We start from the raw sequence: 26,196 nt of genomic DNA on the forward strand, positions 1-26,196 counted from the left end.
GCCACGAGAAAATTCACGAGGGAAGTAGCATGAAAAAGTCGATTGCGTCGTTTCTGCTCGGCACGGCGTTGGCCGTCACCACGGCTGGCGTAGCCTTTGCGCAGGACAAGACCGTCAAGATCGGCGCGCTGTCCGATCAGTCCGGCCTCTACGCCGACCTCGGCGGTCCCGGCTCGACGCTCGCCGCCCAGATGGCCGTCGAAGATTCCGGCCTTGCGGCGAAGGGCTGGAAGATCGACATCATCTCCGGCGATCACCAGAACAAGCCCGACATCGGCACCGCGATCGCGCGGCAATGGTTCGACGTCGACAAGGTCGACATCATCGTCGACGTGCCGAACTCCGGCGTGGCGCTCGCCGTCAACAACGTCATCAAGGAAAAGAATGGCGTCTACATCAACTCGGGCGCCGCGACCTCGGACCTCACCAACGCGCAGTGCTCGCCCAACACGGTGCACTGGACCTACGACACCTACATGCTGGCCCACACCACGGGGCAGGCGCTGGTGAAGGCCGGTGGCGACAGCTGGTTCTTCCTGACCGCGGACTACGCCTTCGGTGCGGCGCTCGAGCGCGACACCACGGCCGTGGTCACCGCCAACGGCGGCAAGGTGGTCGGCGGCGTCAAGCATCCGCTCAACACGCCGGACTTCTCCTCGTTCCTGCTGCAGGCGCAGGCGTCCAAGGCCAAGATCATCGGCCTTGCCAATGCCGGCGGCGACACCACCAACTCGATCAAGCAGGCGGCCGAGTTCGGCATCGTCAAGGGCGGACAGAAGCTCGCGGCGCTGCTGCTGTTCCTGACCGACGTCAAGGCGATCGGTCTCGAGACCGCGCAAGGCCTCAACTTCACCGAGACGTTCTATTGGGACATGGACGACAAGACCCGGGCCTTCTCCAAGCGCTTCTCCGACAAGATGAAGAACAACGCGCCGCCCACCATGGTGCAGGCCGGCGTCTATGCGGGCGTGCGTCACTATCTCAAGACGCTGGAAGCGCTCGGCGGCAATCCCCATGACGGCGTCAAGGTCGTCGAGAAGATGAAGTCGTTGCCGACGGAGGACGACCTGTTCGGCAAGGGCGAGATCCAGCCGAACGGCCGCACCATCCACAGCGCCTACCTGTTCGAGGTGAAGAAGCCCTCGGAGTCCAAGGGGCCGTGGGACTTCTACAAGCTGGTCGGCACCGTGCCGGGAGACCAGGCTTTCACGCCGCTGTCCGAGAGCAAGTGCGCGCTCTTGAAGAAGTAAGATAACCGCCCGCAGGCCGTCAGGCCTGCGGGCGATTTTCAGGCAACGCCGAAGGGACCGGGTGCGGGATCGATGCAGGCTCTTTACGCTCAGCTACTGGTGGGATTGATCAACGGCTCGTTCTACGCGCTGCTCAGTCTCGGGCTTGCCGTGATCTTCGGCATGCTCAACATCATCAATTTCGCCCACGGCGCGCTCTACATGATGGGCGCGTTCGTTGCCTATTTCCTGCTGAGCCTCGGCGGCATCAACTACTGGTGGGCGCTGCTGATCGCGCCTGTTATCGTCGGCATCTTCGGCATGATCCTGGAACGGACCATGCTGCAATGGCTGACGGGGCTCGACCACCTCTACGGCCTGCTCCTGACCTTCGGCATCGCGCTGATCGTGCAGGGCGTGTTCCAGAACTATTTCGGCTCCTCCGGTCTGCCTTATGCGATTCCGGACCAGCTCAAGGGCGGCATGAATCTCGGCTTCATGTTCCTGCCGATCTATCGCGGCTGGGTCGTCATCTTCTCGCTGGTGGTGTGTATCGCCACCTGGTTCCTGATCGAGAAGACGCGGCTCGGTGCTAACCTGCGCGCTGCCACTGAAAATCCGACGCTGGTGCGCGCTTTCGGCATCAACGTGCCGCGCATGATTACGCTGACCTACGGTCTTGGCGTCGGCCTTGCCGCGCTCGCCGGTGTGCTCTCGGCGCCGATCAACCAGGTGCGGCCGTTGATGGGCGCCGACCTCATCATCGTCGTGTTCGCGGTGGTCGTGATCGGCGGCATGGGATCGATCATGGGCTCCATCATCACCGGCTTTGCGCTCGGTGTGATCGAGGGCCTGACCAAGTATTTCTACCCCGAGGCCTCCAACACCGTCGTGTTCGTGCTGATGGTGCTGGTGCTCTTGGTGAAGCCAACGGGACTGACGGGAAGGGCGGCCTGATATGACAGCCTTGACGGACGACACGCTGCCGGTAACCCCGCGCGCGATGCGTGACGAGATGGTCGTGTTCGTGGTGATGGCGCTGCTGCTGGCGTCGGTGCCCTTCACGGGCGTCTATCCGTTCTTCGTGATGCAGGCGCTGTGCTTTGCGCTGCTTGCCTGCGCCTTCAACCTGCTGATCGGCTATGGCGGCCTGTTGTCGTTCGGCCACGCAATGTTCATGGGCACCGCCGGCTATTGCAGCGCGCACGCGCTGAAAGTGTGGGCGTTGCCGCCGGAGCTCGGCATCCTCGTTGGAATCGTCGCGGCGTTCGGGCTGTCGCTCATCACCGGCTATATCTCGATCCGCCGCCAGGGCATCTATTTCTCGATGATCACGCTGGCGCTGTCGCAGCTCCTGTACTTCATCTACCTCCAGGCGCCGTTCACCCATGGTGAGGACGGCATTCAGGGCATTCCGCAGGGGCGGATGTTCGGCTTGCTCGATCTCTCCAAGCCGACGGTGCTTTATTACGTCGTGCTGGCCGGCTTCCTCGCCGGCTTCCTGCTGATCTACCGCATCATCAACTCGCCGTTCGGTGAAGTGCTGAAGTCGATCCGCGAGAACGAGCCGCGCGCGATCTCGCTCGGCTACCGGACCGACCAATATAAATTCCTGGCTTTCGTCCTGTCCGGCACGCTGGCCGGCTTTGCCGGATCGCTGAAGGTGTTCGTGGCGCAGAATGCCTCGCTCACCGACGTGCACTGGACGATGTCGGGCGAGGTCGTGCTGATGACGCTGGTTGGCGGTCTCGGCACCATCTTCGGCCCCGTGGTTGGTGCCTTCGCGATCATCGCCATGCAGCAATATCTGGCGGGTTTTGGCCAATGGGTGACAGTGATCCAGGGCTCGATCTTCGTGGTCTGCGTGCTCACCTTCCGCCGCGGCGTCATCGGCGAAATCGCTCATTACTTCCGGCGCTCGCTCTAAGCCATTGATATCGCGTCAATTTCATTGGCGCGATAATCCGGTGGATGATCCTGCTTCGCGGGCGTGAGATGACACGCGCGCGGGGTGGAAATGGTCTATGACAGTTTCATGACGGTCCGTTCGGGCCGGGCCATTTCCAACCGGTAGCCTATCCCCATGATGCGATGGTTTCGCGCTTTCCTGCCCAAGGAAGAACGGTTCTTCGACCTGTTCGACCGCCATGCACAGACCGTGATCCAGGGCTCGATCGCACTCCAGGGCATGCTCAACGGGGGCGAGGAGACGCCGGTCTACTGCCAGCGTGTCAACCAGTTCGAGAACGACGCCGACAACATCACCCGTGAGGTGCTGACGGCGGTGCGCCGTACCTTCATCACCCCCTTTGACCGTGGCGACATCAAAAATCTCATCACCTCGATGGACGATGCCATCGACCAGATGCAGCAGACGGCCAAGGCCGTGATGCTGTTCGAGGTCCGCACCTTCGAGCCGCCGATGCGGGAGATTGGCGGGCTCCTGATCGAATGCGCCAATCTCGTGGGGCGCGCGTTGCCGCTGATGCAGTCGATCGGCCCGAACGTCGCGATGCTGACCGCGATCACGGAGGAGCTGGGCAAGCTGGAGGGACGGGTCGACGATCTCCATGACATCGGGCTGAAGGAGCTGTTTCTCAAGCACCGTGATGGCAGCGCGATGGATTTCATCGTCGGCGTCGAGATCTACGACCATCTCGAAAAGGTGGCCGACCGTTTCGACGACGTCGCGAACGAGATCAACAGCATCGTCATCGAGCAAGTTTAGGGCAGGGGTCGCGCCGTGGATGCTGCGCTCGGACTTCCTGTCCTCGTCGGCTTGATCGCCGTCGCGCTGCTGTTCGACTTCCTGAACGGCCTGCACGACGCCGCCAATTCGATCGCGACCATCGTTTCGACCCGCGTGCTGCGGCCGCAATTCGCGGTGCTCTGGGCCGCGTTCTTCAATTTCATCGCCTTCATGGTGTTCGGGCTGCATGTTGCCCAGACCATCGGCACCGGCATCATCGATCCCGCGGTGGTCGACGCCCAGGTGATCTTCGCGGCGCTCGTCGGCGCGATCGTCTGGAACCTGGTGACCTGGTGGCTCGGCATCCCATCCTCCTCCTCGCATGCGCTGATCGGTGGCCTTGTCGGCGGCGGCATGGCCAAGGCGGGGATCTCGGCGGCGGTGTGGAGCGGCCTGTCCAAGGCGGTGCTGGCGATCGTGCTGTCGCCGCTGGTCGGTTTCCTGCTCGCGATGATGCTGGTCGCGATCGTGTCCTGGCTCTCGGTGCGCTCGACGCCGTTCGCGGTCGATCGCGCCTTCCGCATCCTGCAATTCGCCTCCGCCTCGCTCTATTCGCTCGGCCATGGCGGCAATGACGCCCAGAAGACCATGGGCATCATCGCCGTGCTGCTCTATTCGCAGGGGCATCTCGGCGGCGAGTTCTCGGTGCCGTTCTGGGTGGTGCTGTCCTGTCAGGCCGCGATGGCGCTGGGCACGCTGATGGGCGGCTGGCGTATCGTCCGCACCATGGGCCTGCGCATCACCAAGCTGACGCCCATGCAGGGCTTTTGCGCCGAAACCGGCGGCGCCGCGACGCTGTTCATGGCGACCTTCCTCGGCGTTCCCGTCTCGACCACCCACACCATTACCGGCGCGATCGTCGGCGTCGGCGCGGCCCGCCGCGTCTCGGCGGTCCGCTGGAACGTCGCGAGCTCGATCGTTTATGCCTGGGTGATCACGATCCCGGCCTCGGCCATTGTCGCGGCGCTGACCTGGTGGGCGGTCCAGATTTTCGTCAGGTGACGAATTTCAGCCCGGCGATGCCGGCGACGATCAGCCCGATGCTGGCGAGACGGAACGCGGTGGCCGGCTCGCCGAACAGGATGATGCCAAGCGTGGCGGTACCGACCGCGCCGATGCCGGTCCAGACCGCATAGGCGGTTCCGACGGGCAGCGATTTGAGCGCCATTCCGAGCAGGATGACGCTGCCGGCCATCGCCACGAGCGTGATGACGGACGGAACAAGCTTGGTAAAGCCCTCGGTGTATTTTAAGCCGATCGCCCAGGTAATCTCGAGAAGACCGGCGACGAACAGGATGCTCCAGGCCATGACGACCCTCCATTCAAGGCAGGGTCGTCCCCGCGGCGGATATGCTGATGAGGGGGGAGGCCGTCCTCCCCGGGAGCGGATATGGGGCTGGCCGAGGGGCTCCGCAATCACCACATGAGGCTTGATCAGGCCCATTTTCCCTGCCAAACGCTCCCGCCATGTCCGACATCGCCATATCAGCCGACTCGCCGGCCCGTTCCCCGCTTGCCATCGAGGTGGCGCGGCGGCGCACCTTCGCGATCATCTCCCACCCGGACGCGGGCAAAACCACGCTGACCGAGAAGCTGCTGCTGTTCGGCGGTGCCATCAATCTCGCCGGCCAGGTCAAGGCCAAGGGCGAGCGGCGCAACACCCGTTCGGACTGGATGAAGATCGAGCGCGAGCGCGGCATCTCGGTCGTGACCTCGGTCATGACCTTCGAGTTCGAGGGTCTTGTGTTCAATCTGCTGGACACGCCGGGCCATGAGGACTTTTCGGAGGACACCTACCGTACGCTCACGGCGGTCGACTCCGCCGTCATGGTGATCGACGCCGCCAAGGGCATCGAGGCGCGCACCCGAAAGCTGTTCGAGGTCTGCCGCCTGCGCGACATTCCGATCATCACCTTCATCAACAAGATGGACCGCGAGAGCCGCGACGTCTTCGAGCTGCTCGACGAGATCGAGAAGACGCTGGCGCTCGACACCACGCCGATGACTTGGCCGGTCGGCCGCGGCCGCGATTTCCTCGGCACCTATGACGTCGCCAATGGCGGCGTACGCCTGCTCGAAGGCGGCGGCGCCAAGACCGGCGCGGCCCAGCAGATCGAGATTGCGGAACTGGCCAAGCTCAACGCCAATCTCGACGTCTCCGCGGTGAAGGACGAGCTCGAGCTCGTCACCGAGGCTTCAAAACCGTTCGAGCTCGCCGCCTTTCGCGAGGGCCATCTGACGCCGGTCTATTTCGGCAGCGCGCTGCGCAATTTCGGCGTCGGCGACCTCCTGGAAGGTCTCGGCAAGTTCGCGCCGGAGCCGCGCGCGCAGGAGAGCGACCAGCGCAAGATCGAGGCGACCGACCCGCGCATGAGCGCCTTCGTGTTCAAGATCCAGGCGAACATGGATCCGAACCACCGCGACCGCATTGCTTTTGCGCGCCTGTGCTCCGGCAAGCTCAGCCGCGGCATGAAGGCGAAGCTGGTGCGCACCGGCAAGAGCATGCCGCTGTCGAGCCCGCAATTCTTCTTCGCGCAGGACCGGTCGGTGGCGGACGAAGCCTTCGCCGGCGACGTCGTCGGTATTCCCAATCACGGCACGCTGCGCATCGGCGACACCCTGACCGAGGGCGAGGATTTCACCTTCGTTGGCGTGCCGAGCTTCGCGCCGGAAATCGTCCGCCGCGTGCGTCTCACCGACGCGATGAAGGCGAAGAAGCTGAAGGAAGCGCTTCAGCAGATGTCGGAAGAGGGCGTGGTGCAGGTGTTCCGCCCGCGCGACGGCGCACCGGCGCTGGTCGGCGTGGTCGGGGCGCTGCAGCTTGACGTGCTGAAGGCACGGCTCGAGGCGGAATATTCGCTGCCCGTCGAGTTCGAGGTCAGCGAGTTCCAGCTCGCCCGCTGGGTCTCATCCGAAGATCGCAAGAAGCTCGACACTTTCATCGCCGCCAACACCTCGAGCATCGCCGACGATGTCGACGGCGATCCCGTGTATCTGGCGAGAAACGAGTTCTATCTCGGCTACGCCAGGGAGCGCGCCGAGGGCATCGAGTTCACGAACGTCAAGGACGTCAAGAAGAAGGGGTAGGGTGCTCTCCGCGCACTGCTGCGTGGCCACACTCCGCTGTCATTCCCCGCGAAGGCGGGGAATCCAGTACGCCGCAGCCTCTCGATTCCATCACCGCCGTCTCGGATTACTGGGTCGCCCGGTCGCGCCGGGCGACGACACCGGAGCTAAACGCGAGCATGTGAACAGCGGCAGGCTTGACGCGTTCGTTGGCAATGCCACGTTTGTGCGTGTGACATTGTGAGCTCGCATCATGTGGCGCGGCATCCTCGTTTTCCTCCTGTTGGCGATATCGACGGTTGCCGCCGATGCGCAGCGCCGCCAGATCAATCCGATCCCGTTTTCGCATGAGCCGTGCAGCGTGCTCGCCGGCCGGCCCTGCACGCCGTACTATTGCAGCCCGCTCGAGCCCGGCCCCTGCATTCCCGAGATCGACTACCCCTACGGCCAGAATCTCCAGCTCACGATCGAAACCGTGCCGGCGGAGGCAGATCGCTCGAAATATCAGAGGCCGGATCACGATCTCGATACGATCGGCGATCTCTTCGCCGAGCTGCGCACTTGCTGGTCGCCGCCATCGGACAATGCGCGCGCGGGCATGCAGATGGCGGTGCGCTTCAGCTTCAACAAGGCGGGCGGCATGATCGGTCCGCCGCAGCTGACCTATGCGACCGCGGGCGTCCCGGCCGATACCCGAACGACCTATCTCAATGCGATCAATTCATCGCTGAAAGCCTGCCTGCCGCTCAAATTCACCAGCGGCCTCGGGGGCGCGCTGGCTGGGCGTCCGATCGCGATCCGCTATGTCGATAATCGCGAGCTTGGAAAATAGTTCTATCCCTGCATCTTGAGGACCGCGCTTGCGCGCGTCTCGCAGGATGAAGGCTGCGGCCGTTGCAGCGGCCGGGCCTTCACGCCTGACCATGAGGCGCGAGAGTTGCGACCCGCGCCCAATCGATGATACGCCATGGGCGGGGGCGCTGGTTGAGGGGAGGATGTCGTGGGTCTGCTGGTCATGATCCTGGGGCTGATGCTGTTTTTTGCGGCCCATGTTTTCACAACGAAACGAGAGGCGCGCGCGCAAGCGATCGCGAGACTGGGCGAGGGGACCTACAAGATCCTCTATGCGGCCGTCTCGCTTGCGGGACTGGCGCTGATCATCTGGGGCTTTGCCCATTATCGCGCTGCCGGAATGATCCCGGTTTGGGAGCCGCCGGTCGCATTCAAGCACATTACAGTGGCGCTGATGCTGCCCGCTGTCATCCTGGTGGTGGCCTCCTACTTGCGCGGGCGCATCTATGCGACGCTGAAGCATCCGATGCTGGCGGGCATCAAATTGTGGGCGGCCGCGCATCTGCTCGCCAATGGCGATCTCGGCTCCATCATCCTGTTTGGCTCGTTCCTGGGCTGGGCCGTGTATGACCGCATCTCGCTGAAGCATCGCACCGATGGCGGCGGCCCGCCGATTCCGGTGGGCGGGGTCACCAATGATCTGATCGCCGTTGCAGTCGGTGTCGTCGCTTATCTCGCGCTGGCCTTCGCATTCCACCCGGTTGTGATCGGCGTTCCCGTCATGGGAGGCTGACGACAGCCGATCAGCGCAAGACCGTTCCGCGCAGCCGTGCGCGGAACGTGACAAGGCAACAAGCCGAGGGCATTCCGATGGACTGGTCGCAATCTCAGATCCCTCCGATGCGATTCGAGGCGCGTTTTGGTGATCGGGTGGTGCCGGCCTTCTGCGACCGGCCGGCGAGCCTGTGGGCGATGATCGCGGACGCCTGCGCCCGCAATCCGGATGGCGAAGCGCTGGTCGCAGGCGATGTCCGGTTGAGCTGGCGGCAGGCGGTGGAGCAGGCCGCGCGGATCGCGGCCGGCTTTCGCAAGCTCGGCCTGCAGCGCGGCGATCGCGTCGCGATCCTGCTCGGCAATCGTATCGAATTTCCGCTGCTGCTGTTTGCCGCCGCGCATGAGGGGCTGGTGACGGTGCTGCTCGGCACGCGCCAGCAGAAGCCCGAGATCGCCTATGTCCTCGCCGATTGCGGCGCCAAGATCCTTATCCATGAAGCGGGGCTCACCGGGCGGCTGCCCGATGCGCTTGATGTCCCCGCTGTCATCCACCGCATCGCCGTCGACAGCAATCAGGCCCTGTCGCGTTTCGCCGTGCTCGCCGACAACGTCCCGGCATCGGCGCCGGTCGAGATCGACGAGGAGGACACCGCGATGATCCTCTACACCTCGGGCACGACGGGCAAGCCGAAGGGCGCGATGCTCGCCCATTGCAACATCGTCCATTCCTCGATGGTGTTCGTCTCCTGCCTGCAATTGACGGAAGCAGACCGCTCGATCGCGGCGGTGCCGCTCGGCCACGTTACCGGCGTCGTCGCCAACATCACGACGATGATCCGCTGCGGCGGCGCGCTGATCATCATGCCGGAGTTCAAGGCCGCCGATTATCTCAAGCTCGCCGCGCGCGAGCGCGTCACTTACACGGTGATGGTGCCGACGATGTACAATCTGTGCCTGCTCCAGCCCGATTTCGAGAGCTACGATCTCTCGAGCTGGCGCATCGGCGGCTTTGGCGGCGCGCCGATGCCGGTCGCGACCATCGAGAAGCTCAAGGCGACGATTCCCGGCCTGAAGCTCGCGAACTGCTACGGCTCGACCGAGACGACGTCGCCCTCGACGATCATGCCGGGCGAGCTGACCGCGAGCCACATCGACAGTGTCGGCCTGCCGTGTCCTGGTGCCCGCATCGTCGCGATGGGGGCGGACGGGCGCGAGCTGCCCCCTGGCGAGATCGGCGAGCTCTGGATCCAGAGCGCCTCCGTCATCAAGGGCTACTGGAATAACCCGAAGGCCACGGCCGAAAGCTTCACGGGTGGCTTCTGGCATTCCGGCGATCTCGGCTCGGTCGACGCGGAGGGGTTTGCCCGCGTGTTCGACCGGCAGAAAGACATGATCAATCGCGGCGGCCTGAAGATCTATTCGGCCGAGGTCGAGTCCGTGCTGGCCGGCCACCCCGCCGTGGTCGAGAGCGCGATCATTGCCAAGGCCTGCCCGGTGCTGGGTGAGCGCGTCCACGCCGTGGTGGTGACGCGCGCCCCGGTGACCGGCGAGGCCTTGCGCGCCTGGTGCGCGGAGCGGCTGTCCGACTACAAGGTCCCCGAAACCATGGCGATCACCCCCGAGCCGCTGCCGCGCAATGCCAACGGCAAGGTGCTGAAGCGGCAGCTGCGGGAGCTCCTGGGAACCTGAGCCGGACAGGCCGGTCCGGGCTGTTCCGGGTGGTTAACGCCTTGATTGGGCTCGCTTTGCCTTGCCACCGCCATATCGTTAGGGTACCCCGCCGCCACGTGGGGGACGGGGATTCCTGACGCGAACGCATTGGCGCGCGCACCCGGACGGGCATGGGATTAACATAAGTGTCTGAATTATTTGACGAAGTCGACGAGGAAGTACGTCGCGAACAGCTCAAGAAGCTGTGGGACAAGTATTCGATCGTCTTCATTGCCCTGATTGTGCTGATCGTGGCTGCTGTGGGCGGCTGGCGCGGCTACCAGTACCTGGAGGGCAAGAAGGCCGCCGAGGCCGGCGCCGCCTTCGAGAAGGCCGCTGAGCTGTCCGACCAGGACAAGCACGCGGAGGCCGAGGCCGCTTTCACCGCGCTCGCCGCCAAGGCTCCCTCGGGCTATCGCACCCTGGCGCGGCTGCGTGCCGCGGCCGAGGCGGCGCCCCGCGATCCCAAGGCGGCCGCCAAGATGTTTGACGACATCGCCGCCGATCGCAGCATCGGTGGCGAGTGGCAGGATCTGGCGAAGCTCCGCGCCGCCGGATTGCTGGTCGACAGCGCGTCCTATGCCGACATGCAGCAGCGGCTGGAGTCCTCCGCCGCGCCCAAATCCACGTTCCGCCACAGCGCCCGCGAGTTGCTGGCGCTATCGGCCTGGCGCAACAACGACATGACCGCGGCCCGCAAATGGCTCGACGCGATTGCCGAGGACGGCGAAACGCCGCCCGGTTTGCGCTCACGCGCCGAGGCGCTCCAGGCCCTGCTGCCGCCCGTCGCCAAAAGCTGACCAAGAGCTGACCTTCGGGCTCTCTGACGTAGACGAGACACAAGATGCGCCGCACGCCACGCTTGATCGCAGCCGCCGTCCTGATCGCCTTCACGGGCATCCTGGGCGGCTGCTCCAGCTTCGATCCAAGCGACATGCTCGACTTCCTCGACACCAAGAAGAAGCTGCCGGGCGACCGCAAGCCGGTCTTCCCGGAGGGCGTTCCGGGCCTCGAGCAGGGCGTGCCGCGGGAGATGTACAAGGGCGCAGCACAGCAGCAGCCGGATCCGAACGCACCGGCCGTCGCGGCTCTGCCCGCCGAGCCGCCGCCCGAGGCCAAGCCGGCAAAGGGTGCCAAGGCGAAGAAGACCAAACAGCCTGCCAGCGCCGCCACCGCGCCCGCTGAGGCGCCGGCGGGCGAGGTTGACGGCGAGGCCCAGCCCGAGGCCGCGCCGCCCACGGCCGCTCCGCCGCCCAAGCAGAAGATCGTGCGCAAGCGCACCACCGCCCCGCCGCCGCCGGATCAACCCGTCCAGCAGGCGCAACCGACCCAGACCACCCAGCAGCAATCGCAGGGAGCTTTCCCGGCACCGATGCCGAGCGGCAGCTTTTCGCGCTGATCACTTCATTACATTGACAGGCGCGGCCTTCGCAGCGCACGAATGACCGATGTCCTTCACGATTGCTATTATCGGCCGGCCCAATGTCGGCAAATCGACGCTGTTCAACCGCCTGGTTGGGCAGAAGCTCGCGCTCGTCGATGACCTGCCGGGCGTCACCCGCGACCGCCGCGAAGGTGAGGCCAGGCTCGGCGATCTCGAATTCACCATCATCGACACCGCCGGCCTCGACGAGGGCGCCAAGGGCTCGCTGACCGCGCGCATGCAGGAGCAGACCGAGGCCGCAATCGCACAGGCCGACGCGCTGTTCTTCGTCATCGATGCCCGCATCGGCCTCACGCCCACCGACCGCGCCTTCGCCGATTTCGCCCGCAAGGCCGACAAGCCGGTGCTGCTGGTCGCCAACAAGAGCGAAGGCAAGCATGGCGATGCCGGCGCGATGGAGGCCTTTGCGCTCGGCCTCGGCGATCCGATCCAGGTCTCGGCCGAGCACGGCGAGGGCATGGGCGAGCTGTATGACGCGCTCCGCGAGTTGATGCCGGAGCCTGTCGACGAAGATGAAGCCGAGGACGACGAGCCGCTGACGGAGGAGGAGGCCGCGACGCGTCCGATCCGCGTCGCCATCGTCGGCCGGCCCAATGCCGGCAAGTCGACGCTGATCAATCATCTGCTCGGCGAGGAGCGCCTGCTGACGAGCCCGGAGGCCGGCACCACGCGCGATTCCATCGCGGTCGAGATCAACTGGAAGGGCCGCGATTTTCGCGTGTTCGATACCGCCGGCCTGCGCCGTCGCTCGCGCATCGAGGAAAAGCTGGAGAAGCTCTCGGTCGCCGACGCGTTGCGTGCGGTCCGCTTTGCCGAAGTCGTCGTGATGATGATGGATACGCAGAACCGCTTCGAGGAGCAGGATCTGCGCATCGCCGATCTGATCGAGCGCGAAGGCCGCGCGGTCGTGCTCGCCGTCAACAAATGGGATCTGATGGAGACCAAGGGCGGCGGCGCCGTCTCGGGCCTGCGCCGGGATGCCGACCATTGGCTGCCGCAGATCAAGGGCGTGCCGATCGTCGCCGTATCAGGTCTGATGGGCGAGGGCATCGATCGTCTGATGCAGGCGATCCAGGACGCCTACGCGGTCTGGAACAGGCGTGTGCCGACATCCGCGCTCAATCGCTGGTTCGAGCAGGCCGTGCAGGCCAATCCGCCGCCGGCGGTGTCCGGCCGACGGCTCAAGCTCAATTACATCACGCAGAACAAGGCGCGTCCGCCGAGCTTCGTGCTGTTCTGCTCGCGCGCGGACGCGGTGCCGCAGTCCTATTTGCGCTACCTGACCAATTCCATGCGCGAGACCTTTGAGCTGCCGGGTACGCCGGTGCGCATCACCTTGCGCGAAAAGGCCAACCCCTTCGCCCACAAGCGCAAGCGGCCGTCGTGAGCAACGATGCCGGCGAGGCGACGGCGCGAAGCGCTGCGCCGGTCCGGCGTGGTGCCGTCGCCTTCATCTTCGTCACCATCCTGCTCGACATGCTCGCGCTCGGCGTGATCATGCCGATCCTGCCGAAGCTGATCGACAGCTTCGTCGACAACGACACCGCGCATGCGGCCCGTATCTTCGGCCTGTTCGGCACCGCCTGGGCGCTGATGCAGTTCGTGTTCTCGCCGGTGCTCGGCGCGCTGTCGGATCGCTTCGGACGGCGGCCGGTGGTGCTGCTGTCGAATTTCGGGCTCGCCGCCGACTATGTGTTGATGGCGCTCGCGCCGTCGCTCGTCTGGTTGTTCATCGGCCGCGTGATCTCGGGCATCACCTCGGCGAGCATTTCGACCGCCTTTGCCTATATCGCCGACATCACGCCGCCGGAGCGGCGCGCGGCCGTCTTCGGCAGGATTGGAGCTGCCTTCGGCGCCGGCTTCATCCTGGGCCCGGCGCTCGGCGGCCTGCTCGGCGACATCGATCCGCGGCTGCCGTTCTGGGCGTCGGCGGCTTTGAGCTTTGCCAATGCGCTCTATGGGCTCTTCGTCCTGCCGGAATCGCTGGCGCCGGAGCGGCGCGCGCCGTTCCGCTGGACCAGCGCCAATCCGGTCGGAGCGCTGCACTTGCTGCGTTCCAACGCGGCGCTGGCCGCGTTATCCATCGTCAACTTCATCGCACAGGTCGCGCATGTCGTGCTGCCCTCGACCTTCGTGCTCTATGCGACCTATCGCTACGGCTGGGATTCCAAGACCGTGGGTCTGACGCTCGCGATGGTCGGTATCTGCGCCATGGTGGTGCAGGGGCTCGCGATCGGCCCGATCGTGCGCGTGCTCGGCGAGCGGAATGCGCTGGTGCTCGGTCTGTGCTGTGGCGCGATCGGCTTCGTGATCTTCGGCGCGGCGCCGACCGGCCCGCTGTTCTGGATCGGCATTCCCGTGATGTCGCTGTGGGGCATCTCGGGCGCCGCCATGCAATCGCTGATGACGCGACTGGTCGCGCCCGATCAGCAGGGCCAGTTGCAGGGCGCGACCGCGAGTGTGCAGAGCGTCTCGCAGCTCGTCGGGCCGTTCCTGTTCACGCTGACGTTTTCCTATTTCATCGGCGCCAGCGCGCCGTGGCATTTGCCCGGCGCGCCATTCCTGCTTGCGGCGGTGCTAATGGTGGTGTGCGTGGCGATCGCGATGCGGTCGCTGGCGACTACAAAGACGGTCTCGTAGGGTGGGCAAAGGCGCGTAAGCGCCGTGCCCACCATCTCTCCACGATTTCAAGAAACGGTGGGCACGCTCCGCTTTGCCCACCCTACGGCAGCCTTTTCCTAGGCTAAGAACGAGAATGCCCGGGACAAGCCCGGGCATGACGTCGTGGAGGTTGTGTATGACCGCTACGCGCTTACTTCTTCACCAGCGGGCACTCGCTGTCCTTGAGCGGCTTGGCCGCGTCCTCCGCCGCGATCGTGGCGATCTGCTTGTAGTAGTCCCACGGACCCTTCGACTCCTCGGGCTTCTTCACCTCGAACAGATAGGCCGGGATGAGACGGCGTCCGTCCTGGCGCAGCGGGCCATTGCCGAACAGCGGATCGTCGGTCGGCAGCTCCTTCATCTTGGCGACGACCTTGGCGCCGTCATGCGGGTTGCCGCCGAGCGCTTCCATCGCCTTGAGATAGTGCAGCACCATCGCGTAGTTGCCGGCCTGGGTCATCGACGGCATCGCGTTCTTGCTGGCCAGGGCAGCGAAGCGCTTCGACCAGGCGCGGGTCTGCTCGTTCATGTCCCAGTAGAAGGACTCGGTGAAGGTCAGGCCGTGCGCGGTCTTTAACCCCAGCGAATGCACGTCGTTGATGAACAGCAGCAGCGCCGCGAGCTTCTGGCCGCCCGATACGATGCCGAATTCGGCCGCCTGCTTGATCGAGTTCGTGGTGTCGCCGCCGGCATTGGCGAGGCCGACCACCTTGGCCTTGGACGATTGGGCCTGCAGCAGGAAGGACGAGAAGTCCGAGCTGTTGATCGGGTGCTTGACGCTGCCCAGCACCTTGCCGCCGTTTGCCGTCACGACGGCCGTGGTGTCGCGTTCCAGCGCGTGGCCGAATGCATAATCCGCGGTAAGAAAGAACCAGGTGTCGCCGCCGGCCTTGGTCAGCGCCTTGCCGGTGCCGTTGGCGAGCATGTAGGTGTCGTAAGTGTAGGAGATCGTGTTCGGCGTGCAGGCCTTGCCGGTCAAGTCGGCAGAGGCGGCGCCGGAATTCAGCAACACCGAATTCTTTTCCTTGACGAGGTTGCTGACCGCAAGCGCGACGCCGGAGTTCGGCGTATCAGCGATCGCATCGACCTTCTCGTTGTCGATCCACTGCCGAGCGATATTGACGCCGACGTCCGGCTTGTTCTGGTGATCGCCGCTCAGAACGTCGATCTTCCAGCCCTTCTTGAGCAGGCCGGAATCCTCGACGGCCATCTTGATCGCGACCACGGAGTTCGGGCCGCCGATATCGGCATAAAGGCTCGACATGTCATTCAAGACGCCGATCTTGACGGTCTTGTCCTGCGCGTAAGCGGATGTTGCAAAACCGAAGGCGGCACAGGCCAGAAGGGCCGCATAGCGGCGCGCGAGCGTCGTCGTCATAAAAGGTCTCCTCCATTTTCAATATGCGGACGGCTCTCTTGCGGAGCCTTGTTCCGGCTGATCGCTCTACCGTGTCCCACGGCTGGCGGCAATGCGCCTAAAGCCGGATGACGCTGCGGCGTAGCGTCATCCGTCGGTTAACCTTTGGGCAAAGTGTGTTGAGACGCTATTTGAGCGCGTCCGAGGTCAGCTTGAATTTCTGGATGCGCTTACCGGTGTCGACCTCGGCGGTATAGACGTTACCCTTGGCGTCTATCGCCATGGCATGCACCCAGTGGAACTGCCCGGCATTGCGGCCGTTGTGGCCGAAGCTGCCGGCCACGCTGCCGTCCTCGCGCTTGATCACCCGGATCTCGTTGTTCTCGCCGTCGGCGCTGAGCAAATAGGTCTGCTTCGGATCGGGCCAGATCGCGATGTCCCACACCGCGCCGTTGCCGAGGGTGTTCTTCTCGAAGAAGAACTCCTTCACGAAGGTGCCATCCTTTTTGAACACCTGGATGCGATTGTTGATGCGGTCGCAGACGTAGACGAGACCGTCATTGGCGAGCTTCACGCAATGGACGGGATTTCCGAATTGTTGGGAGACGGGCGCCTTGGGATCATACGCCGCCTGCTTGTTGTCATCGGGCTTGTTGCCATAGGCGCCCCAGTGCCGCTTGTAAGCGAGCGTCGTCGCATCGAACACGATGACGCGGCGGTTGCCATAACCGTCGGCGACGTAGATTTCGTTCGCCGCCCTGTCGATCGCGGTTTCGGCGGGCTTGCCGAGCTGCGTGGTGTCGTTGCTGCCGAGGCTCGGCGCGATCTTTCCGATCTGGGCGACGAACTTGCCGTCGAGCGTGAATTTCAAAATGGCATTGTCGTTGTCGGCGTTGCCGCCGACCCAGACGAAGCCGCGCTCGTCGACCTCGATGCCGTGCTCGCGGCCGACCCATTCATAGCCTTCGCCCGGACCGCCCCACGACCGCAGCAGATTGCCGTCGGTGTCGAATTCGAGCACGGGCGGCGCCGAGACGCAGCACTTCGAGCGCGGCGGGTTGAGGCTCGCGCCTTTCTCGTCATCGGTGAGCGAGCGCGGGCGATGGATCACCCAGATATGGCCCTGCCAGTCGACGGTGATGCCGCCGACCTGGCCGAGGATCCAGTTGTTCGGCAGCTGTTTTGGCCAGGAGGCATCGACCGCGAAGGTCGGGACGTCACCCGCAGTCGCCGTGCCTGGAAGCACGAACGCGATGGCTGCAATCAGGATGGAGAAGGCGTGAGAGACTCGTACGAGCGCACGGCCGAGCCTTGTACAGACAAGCCCTGCGCGATCATGCCACGGCGCCATGGCAACCTCCCTTTTTTGGCTTGCGGCTTGCTGCCGCTTGAGCACGGGCAGTCAATCGCGGGGAGGCACGCGAGTCAATCAGGCCGGCGAGCGGAAGCTCATCAGCGTGCGGGTCTTGTAGTCGTAGAACTTGCCGGTTTCGGTCCAGTCCGGCGCGCACATCGGCACGATGAATTCGGCGACCTGCTCGGGTGTCTCCAGCGTCGCCGGATCTTCGCCCGGCATCAATGTGGCGCGCATCCGGGTGCGGATCGGGCCCGGGTTGAACAGGTTGACACGGAGCGGCGTGTTCGTGGTTTCCTGCGCCCAGGCGCGGGCCAGTGTTTCCAGCGCGGCCTTGGAGGCGGCATAGGGGCTGACATAGGCGGTGGCCTTGTTGGCGGCGCCTGAGGTGATGAACACGGCGCGGCCGGCATCGGACTGCCGCAGCAGCGGCTCCATGCAGCGGATCAGCTGGAAGTTCGCCGAGACGTTGACGGCCATCACGTCGGTGAAAGTTTTCAGTTCGATGTGGCCGACCGGCGAGGAGGGGCCGAGCACGCCGGCATTGCCGACGAGGATGTCGAGCTTGCCATAACGTTCGTGCAGGCCGGCCCCGAGCCGCGCGATGCCGTCGGAATCGGTGAGATTGAGCGGCACCAGCGTGGCGCTGCCGCCGTCTTTCCGGATCTCGTCATCGAGCTCTTCCAGCCCGCCCTGCGTGCGCGCCGTCGCAACGATATGCGCGCCGGCCTTGGCCAGCGCCCTGGCCGTGGCGAAGCCGATGCCGCGCGAGGCGCCGGTGACGAGAGCGATGCGGTTGGCGAGGGGATTTGTCATGGCGGGGTTTTACAGGCGTGGATGGCCGGGACAAGCCCGGAATTTCTGCCCTCGAGCTCCCGCCGCAGCCCTACTGGATATTGGTACTATTGTTCGGGCCGTTCGCCGAGCTGTCAGGCGGCACCTTCATGCCCTGCCTGAAGGCGAAGACGATGAAGCCGACCAAAAGCCCTCCGCAGAGAATGGCGATGGCCAGCTGCATCGTCGCGGTCTTTCGTCAGCTCGCCTCCGCCAGCAACGACAATTGCCGCGGCTGCTGCTCGGTCTGGGTCTGGTCGGTGAGATGGGTCGGATACGCCCCGGTGAAGCAATGATCCGAGAATTTCGGATTGGCGGGGTCGCGGCCGGGCTCGCCCATGGCGCGATACATGCCGTCGATCGACAGGAAGGCGAGCGAGTCGGCGCCGATGATCTCGCGCATCTCCTCCAGCGAATGCGTCGCGGCCAGGAGGCCGCCCCGATCCGGCAGGTCGATGCCGTAATAATCGGGATAGAGGATCGGCGGCGAGGCGAGGCGGAAATGCACTTCCTTGGCGCCCGCATCGCGCATCATGCGCACGATCTTCTTCGAGGTGGTGCCGCGCACCAGCGAGTCGTCGATCAGGATGATGCGCTTGCCTTCGATCGCGGCGCGGTTGGCCGAATGCTTCATGCGCACGCCGGACTCGCGGATCGCCTGCGTCGGCTGGATGAAGGTGCGGCCGACATAGTGGTTGCGGATGATGCCGAGCTCGAACGGCACGCCGGAATGCTGGCTGTAGCCGACCGCGGCGGGCACGCCGGAATCCGGCACCGGGACGACGACGTCGATCGGCACATGGCTCTCGCGCGCGAGCTGCGCACCAAAGGCCTTGCGCACCTCGTAGACCGAGCGGCCGTGAACGATGGAGTCCGGACGAGAGAAATAGATGTATTCGAAGATGCAGGGGCGTGGCGCCATCGGCGGGAACGGCTTGTGGATGTCCTGGCCGTTCTCGTCGAACACGATGACTTCGCCGGGCTCGATGTCGCGAATGAAGCGCGCGCCGATGATGTCGAGCGCGCAGGTCTCCGAGGTCAGGATCGGACAACCGTCGAGCTCGCCGAGCACCAGCGGGCGGATGCCGCGTGGATCGCGCGCGCCGACCAGCTTCTTGTTGGTCAGCGAAACCAGCGCATAGGCGCCCTCGATCTCGCGCAAGGCGTCGATGTAGCGCTCGATGAAGCGGCTGCGCCTGGAGCGCGCGACGAGATGCAGGATCACCTCGGTGTCGGTGGTCGACTGCATCATCGCGCCGTTCTTCACGAGCTCGCGGCGCAGCGTCAGGCCGTTGGTGAGGTTGCCGTTGTGGGCGACCGCAAGGCCGCCGGCATTGAGCTCGGCGAACAGCGGCTGCACGTTGCGCAGGATGGTGGCGCCGGTGGTGGAGTAGCGGACATGGCCGACGGCCATGTTGCCGGGCAGGCGGTCGATCACCTCGCGGCGGGAGAAGGTGTCGCCGACGAGGCCGAGGCGGCGTTCCGAGTGAAAGCGGCTGCCGTCGTAGGAGACGATGCCGGCGGCCTCCTGGCCGCGATGCTGGAGGGCGTGGAGGCCGAGCGCGGTAATGGCGGCGGCGTCAGGGTGGCCATAGATGCCGAAGACGCCGCATTCCTCGCGGAGCGTATCGCCCTCCAGGTCGTCCTGAAGCTCTAGCGCGGCTGGGCCGAGATCAAGTTGGGCGTCCTGGTCAGGGTGTCGCATCTCGTCCGCGCCTCTCTTTTAGGGCCTAATCAACGCGCCGCAGGTTTCTCGATCAGCTTCTTGAGGCTGTCACGAGCCGGTTTGCTGTATCCGTCGCCAGTGCCCGAAGGCTGCTGTTCGGAATCAGCTTGATCATCATCTGGTTTGTTTTTCTTGAATCTCTTCAAGATGGTGTTCTCGGGGTCGTCAGGCAAGAGGGCCATCAGCCAATCCCCGGTTCCCTGGAGCACCACGCGAGATTTGGCCCCCGTGACCCAGTCCGGGCGCTGCTTGTCCGGCACCAGCCAGGTGAAGAACAGGAACGCGACCACGACGATCAAAAGCCCGCGAGCGAGGCCAAACAGGAAGCCCAGGGTGCGGTCCAGCGCGCCGATGCGCGAATCCAGGATCATGTCGGAGATCCGGACCGTGATCACGGAAACCACGACCAGGGTGCCGACGAACACACCGGCGACCACGACGACGCTCGCCACCGTGTCGTTGTTGAAATAGGTCTTTGCGGTCGGCAGCAGCTTCGAGAACGAGTACAGCGTCACGATCGCCGCTGCGCCCCAGGCCGCGATCGACAGGATTTCGCGCATGAAGCCGCGGACCATGGCGAGCAGGCCCGAGATCAGCATCACACCGAGCAGGATCAGGTCGAGGAGTGTTACTGGCATCGGCTGGTCGGGTCCGCTCGTACTTCAAAGGTGCTCAGCGAATCGGTGCTTGGCCGTGGCCCTAAGTGAGGGCCAGACGGCGTTCCCGGCAAGGCCGCAACCACGCAATCCCATGCTGCTTTTGTGACGGCTGTATAGCGGTGGGGGCGGAGGACGTCACCTCCACCTAACCCTCTCCACGGCGGAATCTTGCCGGTGTGGCATTTTTCTCCGCCGGCGGGCTCGAGTCGCCGCGGCGGGAGCCCCGGGCCGCGATCTCGGCCACCAGTGTCGTCAGGCTGTTGATTGCGTTCAGGGACAGTGCGGCGTCGCCGCCAGCATCGCCGCCCCGGGCCGATTCGGGCAGCACGGCGCGCTTGAAGCCGAGCTTGACCGCTTCCTTGAGCCGGGCCGGGGTCTGCGCCACCGGGCGGATGACGCCGGAGAGCGAAATCTCGCCGAAATAGACAGCATCGGTAGGTAACTGCGCATTAACCAGGGATGAAACCAGTGCGGCCGCGGCGGCCATATCGGCCGCCGGCTCGTGGATGCGCAGGCCGCCCGCGACGTTCAGATAGACGTCGTGGCCGGACAGCTTGACCCCGCAATGGGCCTCCAGCACCGCCAGCACCATGGAGAGCCTGCTCTGATCCCAGCCGACCACGGCCCGGCGCGGGGTGCCGAGCGAGGTGGGGGCCACCAAGGCCTGCAATTCGACCAGAACGGGCCTTGTGCCCTCGATGCCCGCAAAGACTGCGGTGCCCGGCGTGCCCAGATCGCGCTCGGACAGGAACAGCTCGGACGGATTGGTGACCTCGCGCAGGCCAAGGCCGGTCATCTCGAACACGCCGATCTCGTCGGTCGGGCCGAATCGGTTTTTCACGGCGCGCAGGATGCGGAATTGCTGCGAGCCTTCGCCCTCGAAGGACAGCACCGCATCGACCATGTGCTCGACCACGCGGGGGCCGGCGATCTGGCCGTCCTTGGTGACATGGCCGACCAGGATGATGGCCGCACCGGTCTTCTTGGCGAAGCGGATCAGCGCCTGCGCCGAGGCGCGCACCTGAGTGACCGTGCCGGGCGCGGATTCCACCGTGTCGGTCCACATGGTCTGGATCGAATCGATCACGATCAGCCGCGGCACCGCGCCTTCCGACAGCGTCGAGACGATATCCTCGACAGAGGTCTCGGCCGCGAGCTGCACCGGCGCGTCCGACAGGCCGAGCCGCTCGGCGCGCAGCCGCACCTGGGCGACCGCCTCTTCACCGGAGATGTAGACGATGCGGTGGCCGGCGCGCGCCATCATGCTGGTGGCCTGCGTCAGCAGCGTCGACTTGCCGATGCCGGGATCGCCGCCGACCAGCAGCACCGAGCCGCGGACGAAGCCGCCACCGGTGACGCGGTCGAGCTCGGTCATGCCCGAGGACAGGCGAGGAGCGTCCTGGGTCTTCCCCGACAGGCTCTCCAGCGCAAACGTCCGTCCCTTGCGCTTGGAGCGGATCGAGACCGGCACGCTGCCGGTCGTGTCCTCCTCGGCAAGCGTGTTCCACTCGCCGCAAGACTCGCACTTGCCCTGCCAGCGGTTATAGGCCGCGCCGCAGTTCTGGCAGACGAAGGAAAGCGTGTTCTTGGCCATGGGGACAGCGAGTCGGGGTTTTCAGGTTTGCTGATAGCACGGAATGACGGGCGAGACGGCGATCGCCGGCACCCCCATTAGCCCAATTCACCGCAGCCGATACACCCTTTGTTAGCTCTACGCCGCCGCGCCGTTCCGGACTTTGCCAAATGTTAGCGGACGCGGGTCCAGTTTCGAAACCGATACGGGATGGCGAAACGAATGACGGTAGTCTTGCGGATAATGCTCGCCGTGGGCATGGCCTGCGGCCTTCTTCTGCCGGTAGGCGGCGCCGTTGCGGCCGACGCCGGGCGTCTCAACATCGTTTTCGTCAACCCCGGCAAGACCGGCGAGGTCTACTGGGACATGGTCGCGCAGACCATGCAGGCCGCGGGCCGCAAGCTCGACGCGCATGTCGAGGTGCTGACCAGCGAACGAAATTACCGCACCATGCAGGAGCTTGGCTTCGGCGTGGTGGCACGCGCCGACAAGCCGGACTTCCTCATCCTGTCGAACGAGGAATCCGCTGCCGTTCCCATCCTGGAAGCGGCCGAGGCCGCCGGGGTCAAGACGCTGCTGCTCTCGAACACGCTGATCGGCGACGACGCCGCGCGCCTCGGACCGCCCCGGCAAAAGCTCAAGACCTGGCTCGGCGACATCACGACGGATCTCCAGACCGCGGGTGCGAGGATGGCCAATGCCTTGATCAAAGTGGCGCGCGCCGAGAAATGGCAGAGCCCGGACGGCAAGATCCACATTCTCGGCATCGGCGGCGACGAGATCACGCCGGCCTCGATCGCCCGCAACGCCGGTCTCAAGCTCGCGGTGGACGCCGCGCCCGACGTGGTGGTGGACCGGATGCTGTTCGCCAACTGGACCCAGTCGGAGGCGGAGCAGGTCACCAGGAATTATCTGAGCTGGGCCGCGCGCAAGGAGATCCGGCCTGCCGGCATCTGGGCCGGAAACGATCCGATGGCGCTCGGCGCGCTTCGCGCGGTGGTCGCGGCCGGCCTCACGCCCGGCCGGAACATCCAGCTGGTCGGCCTCAACTGGTCGGAGGACGCGCTGCGCGAGATCAAGGCGGGCCGTCTGCTCATGACCGATGGCGGACATTTCCTGCTCGGCGGCTGGTCGGTCGTCCTCCTGCGCGACTACGCCGACGGCTGCGACTTCGCGACCGCATCGCCCCGCGTCGAGGCCAGGACGTCTGCGATCACGCGCGACAATCTCGCTTCGGTCGGAGACCTCATCAAGACGCGCGCCTTCGATCGGATCGATTTCGCGCGCTTCAGGGCGAGGGCAGGGCGCTGCGGCCAGTACGATTTCTCCATCGATGCGCTCATCTCTTCGCTGACGCTTCCGGAAGGCGCTGCTGACTGATGCGAAACGGTGACGACATGACCGATCGGGATCGCAAGCAGCAGGCGACGGCGCCGTCGCGCTCGCGCTCGGTGGTCCGTGCGATGATCTGGGCCACCGTGCCGGTGCTGCTCGTGGTGCAGCTGCTCGCCTCCGCCGGCGTCGAGGCATCGAGCTTCTGGTCGCAGATCAGGCAGCTCGACGCGCGCATTGCCCGTACGGCCGAGAGCCGCGCCGAGCTGATCGCCGAGCCGCTCTGGAAGATGCGCTACGATCAGGTCACGAGCGTCCTCAACGAGATCATGCACGACGAGACCATTGCCGCGGCGGCCGTTTATGACGACACCGGCGTCGCGATCGCGCGGGTGGTGGCGCGGCCGGCGGACCAGGCGGTATCGGAAGTCTCGCGTCCGATCCGCTACAGCAACGGCAACATCGCCGTGCAGGCCGGTCGTATCGCGATCGCCTATTCCTATGCGACGGTCTACACGGACACGGGCAGCCGGCTGATGCTGCTGCTGGTGGTCGGCCTGCTCGCAACATTTGCCACCCTGATCGCGATGCGGATCTCGGCCAACATCTTCATCGGCAAGCCGCTGACCGCGATCATGTCGGCGATCCAGCGCAGCAAGCAGGACGGGCGAGCCTATCCGGCCGACATCAAATCGACGAACGAATTCGGCCAGCTCGCGCGTGCCTTCAACGCCATGCAGCACACGACGTCGGGGGCGCTCGACCGGCTTGGGCACATGGCCGCGCACGATCCGCTCACGGGCCTGCCCAATCGTCGCTCGCTGTCCGAGCATCTGGTGACCCTGAGCGGCGATGCCGGTTCGCCGGACTCGCTGATCGCCTTCTGCTTCATCGATCTCGACGACTTCAAGGGCATCAACGACACCTTCGGCCATGATGCCGGCGACAAGTTCCTGGTGCACATCTCCGAGCGCCTTCGTGATGCGGTCGAACCGCAGGATTGGGTCGCCCGGCTCGGCGGCGACGAATTCGTCGTCATCCGCCCCGAGGTCAGCAATGAGGCGACCGCCCAGGCGTTCGCGCGCCAGCTGCTCGATGCGATTTCCGAGCCGATCCGGCTGCACGACAAGCAGGTCGTGCCGCGCGCCAGCATCGGCCTTGCCGTGCGCCGCGCCGGCGATCCCGAGCTGTCGCATTTGCCGGCGCTTGCCGACATCGCGCTCTACCATGCCAAGAGCAAGGCTCCCGGCACGGTCGCCGTGCTCGACGAAGCGCTTCAGCGCGACTATCGCCGCCGCCGGGATCTCGAGCTCGCCATCCCCGCAGGCTTCGCCGAGGGGCAGTTCGAGGTCTGGTATCAAAGCCAGGTCGACCTCGAGAGCCAGGCCGTTGTCGGCCTCGAGGCGCTGATCCGCTGGCGCCATCCCGAGCTTGGCTTGATCGGTCCCGGCGAATTCCTGCCGCTGATTGAGCGCAGCGGCAACAATGCGCGGCTGACGCGCTACGTGCTGACCGATGCCTGTCGCGCGCTGCAGCGACTGGCATCCGCCGGCAGGCCGCAGATCCGGATCGCGATCAACCTGCCACCGTCCGAGCTTGCCGACCATTCGCTGGCTGCCGAGCTGCGCGCGACCTGCGCGCGTTTCGATGTCGCGGCATCATTGCTGGAACTCGAGATCACCGAGGGCTCGCTGATCAACAACATCGCCAGCGCCTCCGAGACGCTGCACCGCCTGCGGCGCCTGGGCGCAACCATCGCGCTCGACGATTTCGGCACCGGCTATAGCTCGCTCGCTCATCTCCGGCGTTTCCCGCTCGACAAGGTCAAGATCGACAAAGCCTTCATCAGCGAGATCCCTGACAGCGCGGAAGACAAGGCGATCGTCGGCGTCATCGCCTCGCTCGCCGGCACGCTGGGGCTGACGCTCGTCGCGGAGGGCATCGAGCGGCCCGAGCAGGCCGACGCCATGCGCGAGATGGGCGTGATGCTCGGGCAGGGTTATCACTACCATCGGCCGCAGCCGCTCGACGCCGTGCTGCAATGGCTCGAAAAGCAGGCGGTACCCACTGAGACAAGCCGCGTCCTCGCCGGCAGCCCGTCGATCGCGCCCGAATTCGCCGCCTGAGCGCGATTACGACTGCGTTGCGTTCCAGAGCATGGAGAGGCCCGCAGCGATCATGATCGCGTCCATCACCAGGCGGAACATCTCCGGCTTGAGATGCAGCACGAAGCGTTTTGCGATGAAGGCGCCCGACATCAGCGAGGAGCCTGCGACCAGGCCCTTGATGAAGACGTCCTGCGTCAGCGCGCCGAAACGTTCGAAGGTCACGGACTTCGCGAAATAGAGGCCGAGTGAGGAGGCCGCCTCGGTGGCGAGGAAGGCGCCCTTGGACAGGCCGTAGAACAGGAACAGCGGCACGCTGAGCGGGCCGGTCGAGACCACGATGCCGGTGAGATAGCCGATGATCGCCCCGCCGATCGCGAGGTGCCAGAGATTGGCCTTGAGGTCGTGCCGCGCCAGCCAGTGCCGCACCGGCACCATCGCGATCAGGAAGACGCCGATGGCGAGATCGACGGCGTGCGAGGGGAGCGCGAGCAGCGTGCGCGCGCCCAGCACGGCGGCCGGAATGCCCGTCACCGAATAGGCCGCGCAGGCCCGCCAGTCGACCTCGCGCCACCAGGCCAGGATCCGCGAGAAATTCGCCATCACGGAGGCGACCGCCATGATCGGCACGGCTTCCTTCGGCCCATAGGCATAGACCAGCACCGGCATCAGCATGATCGACGACCCCGTGCCGACGATGCCTGAGACGGTGCCGGCGATCAGGCCGACGATGAGGACGAAGAGAAAGGCCAAGGTGCTCTCCACGAATCGGGAGAGTTTAGCCGTGGCCGGCGATGTGGGCGATCCATTCCAGGCGAGGGAACCGATCGC

24 protein-coding genes are annotated in these 26,196 nt (G+C 65.2%); 15 read left to right on the forward strand and 9 right to left on the reverse strand.

What is annotated here, in order from left to right; all coding sequences use genetic code 11:
* Positions 1–29 precede the first annotated feature (29 nt).
* The 5 genes from AB7535_RS11965 to AB7535_RS11985 all read left to right on the forward strand — a co-directional run bounded on the left by AB7535_RS11965 (position 30) and on the right by AB7535_RS11985 (position 4,980).
* Positions 30–1,250 (forward strand): ABC transporter substrate-binding protein, encoded by a 1,221-nt coding sequence (locus tag AB7535_RS11965; protein ID WP_071914736.1) that lies wholly within the window; start codon positions 30–32, stop codon positions 1,248–1,250.
* A 72-nt stretch (positions 1,251–1,322) separates the two neighbouring features.
* Entirely contained in the window at positions 1,323–2,186 is an 864-nt protein-coding gene (locus AB7535_RS11970) for a branched-chain amino acid ABC transporter permease (protein ID WP_063983732.1), read from the forward strand.
* Position 2,187: 1 nt separating this feature from the next.
* Positions 2,188–3,156, forward strand: a complete 969-nt coding sequence (locus tag AB7535_RS11975; protein ID WP_071914733.1) for a branched-chain amino acid ABC transporter permease — start codon at positions 2,188–2,190, stop codon at positions 3,154–3,156.
* 156 nt (positions 3,157–3,312) lie between these two features.
* A complete protein-coding gene (locus AB7535_RS11980; RefSeq protein ID WP_014495845.1) occupies positions 3,313–3,957 on the forward strand; it encodes a DUF47 domain-containing protein in 645 nt (214 codons plus the stop codon).
* A gap of 15 nt (positions 3,958–3,972) precedes the next feature.
* Positions 3,973–4,980, forward strand: coding sequence for an inorganic phosphate transporter (locus tag AB7535_RS11985; protein WP_439036331.1), 1,008 nt, complete (start codon positions 3,973–3,975; stop codon positions 4,978–4,980).
* On the opposite strand, the gene sugE is transcribed toward AB7535_RS11985, so the two are convergent.
* Entirely contained in the window at positions 4,973–5,287 is a 315-nt protein-coding gene (gene sugE / locus AB7535_RS11990) for a quaternary ammonium compound efflux SMR transporter SugE (protein WP_439036332.1), read from the reverse strand. The two genes, AB7535_RS11985 and sugE, sit on opposite strands and share 8 nt — an antisense overlap.
* Before the next feature lie 158 nt (positions 5,288–5,445).
* Between sugE and AB7535_RS11995 the strand changes: the two genes are divergently transcribed.
* From AB7535_RS11995 to AB7535_RS12030, 8 genes are all read left to right on the forward strand, one after another.
* Positions 5,446–7,065, forward strand: coding sequence for a peptide chain release factor 3 (locus tag AB7535_RS11995; protein ID WP_439036333.1), 1,620 nt, complete (start codon positions 5,446–5,448; stop codon positions 7,063–7,065).
* A gap of 232 nt (positions 7,066–7,297) precedes the next feature.
* Positions 7,298–7,876: a hypothetical protein gene (locus tag AB7535_RS12000; RefSeq protein WP_166095795.1), complete on the forward strand. Its 579-nt coding sequence runs from the start codon at positions 7,298–7,300 to the stop codon at positions 7,874–7,876.
* A 168-nt stretch (positions 7,877–8,044) separates the two neighbouring features.
* Positions 8,045–8,629, forward strand: coding sequence for an NnrU family protein (locus tag AB7535_RS12005; protein WP_063983728.1), 585 nt, complete (start codon positions 8,045–8,047; stop codon positions 8,627–8,629).
* A 77-nt stretch (positions 8,630–8,706) separates the two neighbouring features.
* Complete coding sequence (locus AB7535_RS12010) at positions 8,707–10,299, forward strand: class I adenylate-forming enzyme family protein (protein WP_439037334.1); 1,593 nt, start codon at positions 8,707–8,709, stop codon at positions 10,297–10,299.
* A 167-nt stretch (positions 10,300–10,466) separates the two neighbouring features.
* Complete coding sequence (locus AB7535_RS12015; RefSeq protein ID WP_439036334.1) at positions 10,467–11,120, forward strand: tetratricopeptide repeat protein; 654 nt, start codon at positions 10,467–10,469, stop codon at positions 11,118–11,120.
* A gap of 44 nt (positions 11,121–11,164) precedes the next feature.
* A complete protein-coding gene (locus AB7535_RS12020; RefSeq protein ID WP_439036335.1) occupies positions 11,165–11,719 on the forward strand; it encodes a hypothetical protein in 555 nt (184 codons plus the stop codon).
* Between the two features lie 49 nt (positions 11,720–11,768).
* Positions 11,769–13,151 (forward strand): ribosome biogenesis GTPase Der, encoded by a 1,383-nt coding sequence (gene der, locus AB7535_RS12025; protein ID WP_439036336.1) that lies wholly within the window; start codon positions 11,769–11,771, stop codon positions 13,149–13,151.
* Positions 13,148–14,404 carry a TCR/Tet family MFS transporter gene (locus AB7535_RS12030; protein WP_439036337.1) on the forward strand — a complete coding sequence of 419 codons (1,257 nt, stop codon included), beginning with the start codon at positions 13,148–13,150 and terminating at the stop codon, positions 14,402–14,404. Before der ends, AB7535_RS12030 begins: the two co-directional genes overlap by 4 nt.
* Positions 14,405–14,576: 172 nt before the next feature.
* On the opposite strand, the gene AB7535_RS12035 is transcribed toward AB7535_RS12030, so the two are convergent.
* The 7 genes from AB7535_RS12035 to radA form a co-directional block, all read right to left on the reverse strand.
* On the reverse strand, positions 14,577–15,803 hold the full coding sequence (locus AB7535_RS12035; RefSeq protein ID WP_063983724.1) for an ABC transporter substrate-binding protein: 1,227 nt from the start codon (positions 15,801–15,803) through the stop codon (positions 14,577–14,579).
* A gap of 166 nt (positions 15,804–15,969) precedes the next feature.
* Positions 15,970–17,133 carry a hypothetical protein gene (locus tag AB7535_RS12040; protein WP_439036338.1) on the reverse strand — a complete coding sequence of 388 codons (1,164 nt, stop codon included), beginning with the start codon at positions 17,131–17,133 and terminating at the stop codon, positions 15,970–15,972.
* A gap of 78 nt (positions 17,134–17,211) precedes the next feature.
* The gene (locus AB7535_RS12045) at positions 17,212–17,952 is read right to left on the reverse strand and encodes an SDR family NAD(P)-dependent oxidoreductase (protein ID WP_439036339.1); all 741 of its coding nucleotides are present in this window, start codon (positions 17,950–17,952) and stop codon (positions 17,212–17,214) included.
* Between the two features lie 70 nt (positions 17,953–18,022).
* On the reverse strand, positions 18,023–18,154 hold the full coding sequence (locus AB7535_RS12050; RefSeq protein WP_439036340.1) for a hypothetical protein: 132 nt from the start codon (positions 18,152–18,154) through the stop codon (positions 18,023–18,025).
* A gap of 15 nt (positions 18,155–18,169) precedes the next feature.
* Positions 18,170–19,675: an amidophosphoribosyltransferase gene (gene purF, locus AB7535_RS12055; RefSeq protein ID WP_063983721.1), complete on the reverse strand. Its 1,506-nt coding sequence runs from the start codon at positions 19,673–19,675 to the stop codon at positions 18,170–18,172.
* A gap of 29 nt (positions 19,676–19,704) precedes the next feature.
* Positions 19,705–20,334: a CvpA family protein gene (locus AB7535_RS12060; protein ID WP_071914705.1), complete on the reverse strand. Its 630-nt coding sequence runs from the start codon at positions 20,332–20,334 to the stop codon at positions 19,705–19,707.
* 166 nt (positions 20,335–20,500) lie between these two features.
* Positions 20,501–21,949: a DNA repair protein RadA gene (gene radA / locus AB7535_RS12065; RefSeq protein ID WP_439036341.1), complete on the reverse strand. Its 1,449-nt coding sequence runs from the start codon at positions 21,947–21,949 to the stop codon at positions 20,501–20,503.
* Positions 21,950–22,150: 201 nt separating this feature from the next.
* On the opposite strand from radA, the gene AB7535_RS12070 reads away from it, so the two are divergent.
* Both AB7535_RS12070 and AB7535_RS12075 read left to right on the forward strand, forming a co-directional pair.
* Positions 22,151–23,308 carry an ABC transporter substrate-binding protein gene (locus AB7535_RS12070; RefSeq protein WP_439036342.1) on the forward strand — a complete coding sequence of 386 codons (1,158 nt, stop codon included), beginning with the start codon at positions 22,151–22,153 and terminating at the stop codon, positions 23,306–23,308.
* On the forward strand, positions 23,308–25,386 hold the full coding sequence (locus AB7535_RS12075) for a putative bifunctional diguanylate cyclase/phosphodiesterase (RefSeq protein WP_439036343.1): 2,079 nt from the start codon (positions 23,308–23,310) through the stop codon (positions 25,384–25,386). The genes AB7535_RS12070 and AB7535_RS12075 overlap by 1 nt, the downstream gene beginning before the upstream one ends.
* Before the next feature lie 6 nt (positions 25,387–25,392).
* On the opposite strand, the gene AB7535_RS12080 is transcribed toward AB7535_RS12075, so the two are convergent.
* Positions 25,393–26,118 carry a sulfite exporter TauE/SafE family protein gene (locus tag AB7535_RS12080; RefSeq protein ID WP_063986422.1) on the reverse strand — a complete coding sequence of 242 codons (726 nt, stop codon included), beginning with the start codon at positions 26,116–26,118 and terminating at the stop codon, positions 25,393–25,395.
* Positions 26,119–26,196 lie beyond the last annotated feature (78 nt).

Source organism: Bradyrhizobium sp. 956_D2_N1_4, assembly GCF_052076025.1.
Classification (GTDB): Bacteria; Pseudomonadota; Alphaproteobacteria; order Rhizobiales; family Xanthobacteraceae; genus Bradyrhizobium; species Bradyrhizobium barranii.